General features: G+C 52.5%; 5 protein-coding genes. All 5 read left to right on the forward strand.

Translation table 11 applies throughout. The annotated features are described in order from the left end of the window. Positions 1-293, forward strand: a 293-nt coding sequence (locus EBS36_07355) for a hypothetical protein (protein NBU32964.1), incomplete at its 5' end; no start/stop codon positions are given. A gap of 28 nt (positions 294-321) precedes the next feature. Beyond that, a complete protein-coding gene (locus EBS36_07360) occupies positions 322-726 on the forward strand; it encodes a hypothetical protein (GenBank protein ID NBU32965.1) in 405 nt (134 codons plus the stop codon). Then, positions 710-898, forward strand: coding sequence for a hypothetical protein (locus EBS36_07365; protein ID NBU32966.1), 189 nt, complete (start codon positions 710-712; stop codon positions 896-898). Before EBS36_07360 ends, EBS36_07365 begins: the two co-directional genes overlap by 17 nt. Continuing rightward, positions 898-1,305, forward strand: a complete 408-nt coding sequence (locus EBS36_07370) for a hypothetical protein (protein NBU32967.1) — start codon at positions 898-900, stop codon at positions 1,303-1,305. Before EBS36_07365 ends, EBS36_07370 begins: the two co-directional genes overlap by 1 nt. Positions 1,306-1,457: 152 nt before the next feature. Beyond that, the coding region (locus EBS36_07375; protein NBU32968.1) for a terminase at positions 1,458-1,949 on the forward strand (492 nt) is incomplete at its 3' end.

The raw sequence follows: 1,949 nt of genomic DNA on the forward strand, positions 1-1,949 counted from the left end.
ACCGTGGTCATCCTGCAACTGACCAACCGATGACCCAAGACGAGTACATCACTGCCCAGAAGCACCGCCATTATTGGGAGCAATACCAAGCTCACCTGTATATGCGGCTTTCCCCCGAAGCCGTTGGCGACCTGCAGACCATCCTTGTAGCACACGGCCGACCGAACACGAATTGGTGGTGTGCCGACTGCGTAAAATCTGCCCTCTCCTACATTTACGAACAGGCGGACACCTTCGCCCAAGACAACCAGCATACCGTTACCCATGCCCTTACCAACCCCACAAAGCAATGAAACCAGCGACCAATTCCTCGGACGCTGTATGTCCAACGCCAACACTACCGCAGAGTTCCCCGATGCCCAGCAACGGCTTGCAGTATGCGGCAATCTCTACGCCAACCACAAGCGTCAGGCATTCGAGTCCTACGCCGATTATGGCGAAGGGGTACGCAATAACGCCAAGCGGGGTATCGAACTCAACGAGAGGAATGGCAACAAGTGTGCTACCCAAACTGGCAAGGTCAGGGCGCAGCAGCTTGCAAGCGGTGAGGCCATCTCACTCGCTACCATCAAACGTATGCATTCCTACCTATCAAGGGCAGAAACTTACTACGATAACGCTGACAGTACAAGCGACTGCGGGTACATCTCATACCTCCTTTGGGGTGGGAAGGCAGCCCTCGGCTGGAGCAGAAACAAACTCCGAGAACTTGGCGAACTCGACTAAGGCTGACCCCGAAGCGCAGGTCCAAGCGAGGATGGATTCGCTGATGATGGTTATAACCACCCTCTGCGACTGCATTGGTGCGGTCGATGAATCCAATGCGCCGAATGCCTTTGCTGTCAAGATGAAAATCGTGGACAAGATTGACCAACTGATAGATAAAATCGAATACTGATGGCAGGCCATCCAAGAGTATTTGAAACACCACAAGACCTTTGGGAGGCATTTGTCAAGTATGCCGAAGAGGTCAAGGCAAATCCACGCCTCAAGACCGTCTTTGTCGGCAAGGATGGCGAGCAGAAACTTGAGCCATTGCAGCGTCCTTTGACAATGGAGGGCTTTCAACTATTCCTGTGGGATAAAGGTATTGCCAAGGGTGCAGACCAGTATTTCACGAATCAAGGGGGGCTATACGATGAATACATGGAGGTCTGTTCACGCATTAAGAAATCCATCCGCAAAGACCAAATTGAGGGTGGTATGGTTGGTCAGTACAACCCATCCATCACCCAGCGACTGAACGGCTTGGTTGAGAAACAGGAAACGAGCATAACGATAGAGCAACCCCTATTCGGTGAGTAGTTGCGCAGGTTTGCAAAAGATTTGTATCTTTGTGTCAGAGTCAGGTGGCGGAATTGGTAGACGCAGACCGTTGAAAGTTAAGTGGTTCAGAGTTGTTCGTCTGATTGCCTAAACGAGTAAACATACAGGTTCAAGTCCTGTCCTGACTACTAATGGAGTTTAAGTACACCACGGCAATCAAGAAGATTCGGGCCATGCAGGCCCGGAAGAAGGTCATCCAAGGCGGCACGTCTGCGTCCAAGACCTTCGGCATCCTTGCGGTTCTCATCGACCACGCCGCCAAGCATCCCAAGTCCGAGATTTCGGTAGTCAGCGAATCCGTGCCTCACCTACGCAGGGGAGCCATCAAGGACTTCGCCAAGATTATGCAATGGACGCACAGGTGGGTTCCCGATAGGTGGAACAAGACGCTCCTGCAGTACAACTTCGCCAACGGTAGCACCATCGAGTTCTTTTCCGCTGATTCCGAGGCAAGGCTTCGGGGAGCAAGGCGGCAGGTGCTGTACATCAACGAGGCCAACAACATCGACTTTGATTCCTACTACCAACTTGCCATCCGTACCAGCCAAGAGATATACATCGACTTCAACCCGACCCACGAATTTTGGGCGCACACCGAAGTCCTGCCCGAAACCGATGCGGAG

It is taken from the genome of Actinomycetota bacterium (genome assembly GCA_009923495.1).
GTDB lineage: Bacteria > Actinomycetota > Actinomycetes > S36-B12 > UBA5976 > UBA5976.

Coding starts and splice junctions, on each gene's coding strand:
- EBS36_07360 (NBU32965.1), top strand. CDS start 322: ATGTCCAACGCCAACACTACCGCAGAGTTCCCCGATGCCCAGCAACGG.
- EBS36_07370 (NBU32967.1), top strand. CDS start 898: ATGGCAGGCCATCCAAGAGTATTTGAAACACCACAAGACCTTTGGGAG.